The organism is Pseudoalteromonas luteoviolacea DSM 6061 (genome assembly GCF_001625655.1).
In the GTDB taxonomy this organism is placed as follows: Bacteria; Pseudomonadota; Gammaproteobacteria; order Enterobacterales; family Alteromonadaceae; genus Pseudoalteromonas; species Pseudoalteromonas luteoviolacea.
On sequence record NZ_AUYB01000155.1, the window covers coordinates 1 to 7,268 of the forward strand.

At 39.5% G+C, this 7,268-nt stretch carries 8 protein-coding genes; 7 read left to right on the plus strand and 1 reads right to left on the minus strand.

Annotated elements, in window-relative coordinates:
* Positions 1-724: hypothetical protein (locus N475_RS23995; protein ID WP_155732625.1), on the minus strand; the 724-nt coding region annotated here is incomplete at its 3' end.
* A 125-nt stretch (positions 725-849) separates the two neighbouring features.
* On the opposite strand from N475_RS23995, the gene N475_RS24000 reads away from it, so the two are divergent.
* The 7 genes from N475_RS24000 (at position 850) to N475_RS24030 (ending at position 7,123) form a co-directional block, all read left to right on the plus strand.
* Positions 850-1,140 (plus strand): hypothetical protein, encoded by a 291-nt coding sequence (locus N475_RS24000; RefSeq protein WP_081232493.1) that lies wholly within the window; start codon positions 850-852, stop codon positions 1,138-1,140.
* A gap of 288 nt (positions 1,141-1,428) precedes the next feature.
* Complete coding sequence (locus tag N475_RS24005) at positions 1,429-2,868, plus strand: Mu transposase domain-containing protein (protein ID WP_162269631.1); 1,440 nt, start codon at positions 1,429-1,431, stop codon at positions 2,866-2,868.
* Entirely contained in the window at positions 2,861-3,607 is a 747-nt protein-coding gene (locus tag N475_RS24010) for an ATP-binding protein (RefSeq protein ID WP_063366079.1), read from the plus strand. Before N475_RS24005 ends, N475_RS24010 begins: the two co-directional genes overlap by 8 nt.
* Positions 3,600-4,100: a hypothetical protein gene (locus N475_RS24015; protein WP_063366080.1), complete on the plus strand. Its 501-nt coding sequence runs from the start codon at positions 3,600-3,602 to the stop codon at positions 4,098-4,100. The genes N475_RS24010 and N475_RS24015 overlap by 8 nt, the downstream gene beginning before the upstream one ends.
* On the plus strand, positions 4,093-5,079 hold the full coding sequence (locus tag N475_RS24020; RefSeq protein WP_063366081.1) for a tyrosine-type recombinase/integrase: 987 nt from the start codon (positions 4,093-4,095) through the stop codon (positions 5,077-5,079). Before N475_RS24015 ends, N475_RS24020 begins: the two co-directional genes overlap by 8 nt.
* 210 nt (positions 5,080-5,289) lie before the next feature.
* Positions 5,290-6,390 (plus strand): ATP-binding protein, encoded by a 1,101-nt coding sequence (locus N475_RS24025; RefSeq protein ID WP_063366082.1) that lies wholly within the window; start codon positions 5,290-5,292, stop codon positions 6,388-6,390.
* A gap of 1 nt (position 6,391) precedes the next feature.
* Positions 6,392-7,123 carry a hypothetical protein gene (locus tag N475_RS24030; protein WP_063366083.1) on the plus strand — a complete coding sequence of 244 codons (732 nt, stop codon included), beginning with the start codon at positions 6,392-6,394 and terminating at the stop codon, positions 7,121-7,123.
* Positions 7,124-7,268: the final 145 nt, after the last annotated feature.

The following is a 7,268-nucleotide window of genomic DNA, read 5'->3' on the forward strand; positions in this document are numbered from 1 at the left end:
AGTGATAAAGTTCTATTCCTCTAAAATAATCTTCACCATCTGAATTGAAAAATAACACGCCATTTTTAAGTTGAGAAATTGCATATAAAATCTTTTCAATATGTGGGAAAACATAGGGTTCAAATGCAAACACAGCTAATTGTAATTTTATTTTCTCTATGAGTGCCATGTGTATTTTTATTTTTGCGCTGATTGTGTGAAATCTGAACAATATAAGTAGGTATATTAAGCGGTGTATCAGAAATAAGTCACGGCCGGGGTGTAAAAGACGTTTCTTTATAGGCTTAAAATACGGCATATCAGTTGATGAGTATGGAAGTAGGAGTTTGTAAGGTATGTGTATAGGAAGCCCGGTTAATAATTTTTTGATGTTTTCGCGACTAAATTCCAAAGGATCTAAAAGGCGCCATAAAGGGCTTTGGTAAAATTCTTCACACAGATAAAAAGAAGACTCTTTACACACGGTTTTTCTAGTACGCAAGCTAACACCATATTTCCCGGATTGGATCCTGTTTGCTGTACTCGACGGTTTATCTGACTGCTTATTTATCCATTTCTTTTTTAGCAGTTGATCAAAATATTGTGCACTGGGGATTGCGCCTCTCTTATATGCGACTAGGTCACGCCAACATTGTCCACGTAAATATGCTGTATTTGGGCTTAATTTAAACGCAAAAATTACATGTTGTGACCAAGGAGTCGTGAGTGGGTCTATATCTATCATTGAGTTACCTCACGAATTCTGAGTTTATTTCTGTCACTTTTTAAAAAAAAGTGACGGTAGCACTTTTTAAGTTTAGTGCTATTTTTGCAATATTGATTGTGTCGATGAGGTGAATGGGAGGGTCTATGTCAGCGGTTTCAGGCAATTTGCCAAGTGGGTCCACACACTCAGATTCAGGTAAGCCTGACTTTGAAAAGGTCTTGGTAGCCAAATACGGTGTATTGATCCCTCCGGCAGAAGTATGGCGAGTGTTGGGCTACCCAAGTCACAATGCATACAGAAAAGCAATTCAAAAGAAAGAGTTACCTATTCCAGTATTCCAGATTAATAATAGAAAAGGCAGGTTTGCGTTTTCTATAGACGTGGCTAATTGGATGAATCGCATATGGGAGGAAAAAGTGACAAAAAACATATGAACCTAAATATTGTTACGGCACATAAAGCGAAAAAGCCAAAGTTGTAGCTTTGGCTCTCTCTAAAATAGTCGAATTTCTTGCTTCCGACTATTTGAGTAAAGCTTGAAATCGATAACCTGTCAACTCATACAATGTGACTGGTCAGTGGGTGTGTGCCTTTTTTTGGAGGCATTTATGCTAACTTTCGATAAACTCAGAGAAATCACACGGGTCTGTGAACTCAGGCCTGATTGTAGTAACCGAGAGGGAGGAAAACTTACTAATTGTTCCCATCAAGTATTTGGGAAAATGAAGAAAATCGTCCAAAAATCGCAGCTGTCTTTTGCGTATGTTGACTCTATTAGCGATGACGCTATTGCTAAGATTTTTTATCCTAATTTAATTAAGCGAGTACGCAAAGGTAAGCGCTTACCCTGCAAAGAACGGATCATCGAAACCAGAGTAAAAAGGAAGGGGAAAAGAAGGCTTACTTGGGCAAAACTGTTCTTAGAATACGAATCAGTAGATGAAAAAACGGCTTATCGGCTAACTCAGTTTAAATTTCTAGCCAGACAAATGATATTAGAGTATCAAGCGTCAATGAAACAGTTTTATGAGCCTGGAGAGTGCCTATTTATCGACTATGCAGGGCTAACTGTTTCAGTGAAAGAAAATGGCCGAGTAACTCGCTTATTTGTATTTGTCGCTGTGTTGGGGTTTTCAAAAAGGTTGTTTGCTTTTGCTACTCGGGGTATGACCACCAGGGATTGGCTTTTAGCGCTTAAAAAGGCATTTAATTTTTTTGGCGGCGTTACTGAAGTGGTCCATAGTGATAATACAGTAGCGTTGGTTAAAAAGTCGGGGTTACTCCCTTTATATACCGATGAAGCAAAACATTTTTTTAGATTTTATAACTGTTTAGCAGATACATCGCGTGTAGCAAAATCGCAGGATAATGCTTTGGCCGAAAATGGTGTCAGTATAGTGACGTATCGCATTCTCAATTATATGCAAGACATGATGTTTACCAGTGTGGATGATGCGAATGCATATATTCTTCGTGAAGTGAACAAGATAAATGCTGCTAAGTTTCAATCTGAATCATTCAGTCGGGATGACTTATTTTACAAAAGTGAAAAAGGCACACTGGCCGATTTACCTAAACATGAATATCAGCACATCATTTATCAGAAGTTATTAACGGTTCCAAAAACATACCTGATTTCATATGAAGGGCATCTTTATTCTGTACCCCATAAATATATTGGAAAGCGGGTGGAAATACGCGTGTATGAAAATGGTGTAATAGATATACTCAACCGACATGAACTCGTTACTCAACATCATGTTAGCAAGCACACAAGTGGCGCGACGATTGTTCGAGAACATATGCCTATTGCCCATCAAAAGGATGCTGAAAAAACAAAAGAGTTTTTTGTTGCTTGGGGACATGAGATCGGGGTTGCTGCTCAACAGATGACGCTAAAGCAATATGACTTTACCAGAAACACGCGCTCTCGACATATTGGTAAACGGTGTATAGCGCTTCAGAAATGCTGTAATAAAGTTGGTGCAGCTGTTTTTGAAAGGGCCTGCGCTTACGCACTGGAAAAGCAACAATATCATCCTACTTACGTCGACATGGTCGCAAGGGCGAGGCCATGGGAGTTTTTAGCCGAAACAAAACCTGGGTTCAAACACGATAACATTCGTGGACCTGAATACTATGGAGGCTCTTCTCATGGATAAACTAACAATTAAACAGTTGTGTGCCAATTTACGTTTAAGTGAGCTGTCAATTGCATTTGAAGAGCAGTATCGAGAAAGTGCATACAAAAACATGGCTTTTGAGGACCGTTTACGTGAGTTACTTCAAGTTCAATATGATGCTGACAATGTAAAGCGCAGAGCTAGAATGGGGCAACAAGCGAACCTCAGGTGGTCAGATGCGACCATTGAAGACTGTTTTAAACGCCATATCGAGCATCGACGACTTCTCGCGGACATTTTAATGGAATTCGATTGGGTAGGCAGAAACGAAAACATTGTGATCACAGGTAAAACGGGGGTCGGTAAAACTCATCTAGCTTGTGCAATTGCCAATGCGGCGATGAATAAGGGTATCACAGTACTATTTAAACGTTTTTACAATCTTTTGTTGGAGTTAGTCGCTGCGGAAAATGAAATGAATCTAAAGCGCTTCAGAAACAAATTGAATCGTACGAATATAGTGATATTGGATGATTGGGGCCTTGCCCCCTTGTGTGATAGAGAGCGTCATTTACTGTTTGAGTTCATAGAGTCACGAGAGTGTAAAGCGTCACTGATCATCACATCACAGTATGACACTAAAGATTGGTATGGTGCGTTCCAAGATCATACTTTAGCTGATTCAGTTCTGGATAGAATTGTATCTTATGCACATGTCATAAAGTTGGAAGGCGACTCAGCTAGGTGTATTGCACGCGAGGGAGGAGACAATGAATAAGTCAAAACCCTCGAATGTGGCACAGTTTGACCAGAATGTTTTTGAGCAGACATTACCACAGATCAGCCATTATTATCGCCAGTCACTTTTATCGTCGAGTGAAACTATCCAGTGGTTCAACGAGCGGCTGGAGACCAAAAAGCTCTGTCTGCCTTTACTTGGATATGCAAATAGGGCGTTGGGAAACCAGCTTTTGTCACCGCGCAGTAAAGAAGGGCAGCTCTTACGCGGTGCGCTTAAGCGTTTAGGAATATTAAAGCCAAGCGGTCATGAAAGGCTTAGTGGCTCAGCGCTCGTTTTATTGCATTGCGGCTCAGCACTTCACGCTATTTACGGTGAGCGCATAGGTCGATGTTCTGGCCACTGTAGAAGACGGCAGTGGCTTGTATTTCAAAGTGAATTAGAGATATATAAGCCACCTCCAGACTTGAAAACCGCCTATCTGATGGCTATCAGCCTTCAATCTAAGTATGAGGAGGCCAATCATGCATAAGTCTATTACTGTGTTTGAGCAATCTATACTAGAGAGCTACGGAGAGCGCCGCCTTGCAGATGGCTACTCAGTTAATACTGTTGAAAAGCAAAGTAATAATTTACAGCTTTTTTTGATCTGGTTGCATACGCAAACACAACAGTGCCTAACAGGTGTAAACCAAAAGCACTTCGACCAATATAAGGTTTATCTTTGCCGCTATGTAAGCCCTAAAACTCATGCAAAGCTTAACCCTACGACTTGCCGTAAACGGGCCACGGATGTTCGTACATTTTATAAAGAGCTCATGTTTATGGGCATTTTAAAGAGTAACCCTTTACAGAATGCCAAAAGCCCGAAGGCCCCCAAGCCGGTTGTAAGGGCTTTACTCACTCAAGAGCAGATTGAGTGGTTGATGAGCCAAACAGTGGATTTTGGCATGTATGGGCTTAGGGATAGAGCTATTTTAGAGTGTTACTATGGTGTAGCGGCGCGAAGAATGGAGCTGGCACAGCTCACTTTGAAAGATATACAACTTGAAGGTGAAAAGTGTTTTGTGCTTGTTGAAAAAGGTAAAGGTGGAAAAGGTCGATATATTCCACTTTATCCTAGGACCGCATTTTGGTTGAGTCAGTACTTAAAGCATGTTCGACCCAAGTTAGCATCACTTTGCTCGAGTTTACATGTGTTTTTAGACAGCAGAGGCAAAAAGTTTAACGGCGCACAATTAAGCAGGCTTGTACGTAAGTACCTGTTAATGGCTGGCTTGGATGTTGGTGCAGCATGCAATGCACTGCGCCACTCTGCGGCAACACACCTGATGGAACATGGCGCAAATGTAAGAGACATACAGGAATACCTAGGACACTCAGATATCTCTACAACGCAAGTATATTTGACAGTGACGCAACTGCAATTGAGGAAGACGTTAAGTAGGTGTCACCCCGTAGCACTGAGTGAGGCACCTAAAGGGCTTGCAGTAAAAGGTTATTTGAATTGATTGCGCTAACTTTAGGCAAATACATAGCCGACTGCAGCAATGCAGTCGGCTTTTTTAATCACATTGATGCAGCTGAAGGAGTATTTTAAAGTTCTAATTTAGGTTTAGGCAAGAAACGATGCATTCTTGACGATATTTGCCGTAATTTTTTTACGGCAAATATCGTTCTTATGTTAGAGTTACTAAAACGTTTTGTTCGGAAGACCTACTATGTTGGTAAAAGTAGCAGTTAAAGGTTTTAGAAACTTTAACAATTGGTTTGAGTTTGATTTTAGGTCTCGTAAAGCATATGAGTTTAATAGCAATGTTTTGCATGGTGACCTAATCAAGCACTCGATGGTTTACGGTAAAAATGGTAAGGGTAAGTCTAATCTAGGGCTAGCGATCCTAGATATTACTTGTCACCTTAATGATGTAAATGTCCTACCTTCATTGAGTTCTAATTATTTAAATGCTGATTCAGAAAGTGAATTAGCTGAATTCAAATATCAGTTCGATTTCGATGGTATAGAGGTTGTTTATGAGTACGGGAAATCCGATTTCAAAACTACGGTTTATGAAAAGCTAACAATTGATTCTGAGCTTGTTCTTCAGCTAGATAGGCGAGATAGTGATATTGCAAAGTTTGGGTTTATTGGAGCTGAAACACTCCGAAATGACTTTTCCTCACGTGCAATTTCTGCTGTAAAATTTATAAGCTCTTCTGCACTGTTGGCCGACAATACAGTTAACAGTACATTCTTTAAATTTATTGAGTTTGTTGCTGGAATGGTATTTTTCAGAACACTTAATAGAAACAAAGAATTTCATGGGCAGGTTATTGACTCAAAAAGGTTGTCACAAGCAATTATTGAAAAAGGCAAAGTAAAAGACTTTGAAGAGTTTTTAAATGCGTCTGGAGTTGAATGTAAGCTCCAAATTAATGGCCCAAAGTATGATGAAGTTATTGAGTTTGTTTTCGGTAGCAAAAATATTGAATTCTCACTTGTTGCTTCAACAGGAACTATGTCTTTGGGGGTTTTCTACTATTGGTATCTTAAGTTATTAAGCAATGAAATTAGCTTTGCTTTCATAGATGAGTTTGACGCTTACTATCATTTTTCACTATCAAAAAACATTGTTCGGAAGTTGTCAGAGCTTCAGTGTCAAACGGTGTTAACTACGCATAATATTAGCCTGATGTCTAATGAACTATTGCGACCAGATTGTTATTTTTTACTTGATGATGTGCAGAAACCTTTCTACTCATTGGTTGATAAAGAGCTACGTAAAGCGCACAACCTAGAAAAGATTTATAAAGGGCTGTCTTAAAATGCAAAGTGTCATTCTATGCGTTTTTGAAGGTGAAAAGCGAGAACATCAATATTTTAACAATTTACAAAAACACTTTCTTGATGGGAGTAATATTGTTAAGTGTAGCTTTGGTAATGATATCTACGAACTTTATAAAGCGTTAGCAAAAGAGGAGTATGCTGTAGATACATTAGAAGTTATTAAGGAGTCAAAAGATGTTCCGAAAAATAAAGAGCTGCTTGCCGGTTACGAAGTAGATGACATTAACCAAATCTATTTGTTTTTTGATATGGACTGTCATGACGGGCAATACTCTGAGCAAAAACTTACAGATATGGTTGACTACTTCTCAGATGAAACAGATATGGGGAAGCTATTCATTAGTTACCCTATGATTGAAGCTATAAGAGACCTAGAGAGTATTGACGAGTTTATGGACAAGGTAGTGACTCTTCAAGAATGTGCGAATTACAAACAACTCTCAGCTCGAGGAGTCAAAGAATTAAGCGATCCCCGTAAAGTTTCTAAGAGTATGTGGTTCACATTGGTCGAGCTTAATGTTAAAAAAGCTTGCAGAGTAGTGAGTGATCTACTTGAAAATGATCTAGAGCAGTTAGCCCTTCCAGAGCAATTAGATATTGCCGTTTCTCAATGCCAAGCACTTGAACAGAGGAATATTGTTTTTGTTCTCAGCGCATTCCCTATTTTTCTCTTCCACCAATATGGCCAAGATTTTATACCTGGCAACTGATCTCCACATTTTTTAATGGGGGTAAAGGGAGCTTCAATGTATGTTGCTCCCCATACAACTAATTTAATTTGTATCTGAAGATCACATTCGCTCATATGAATGGTCGGATCTTCGATGCAGATACTGGCCGATTTATGCAGGCCGA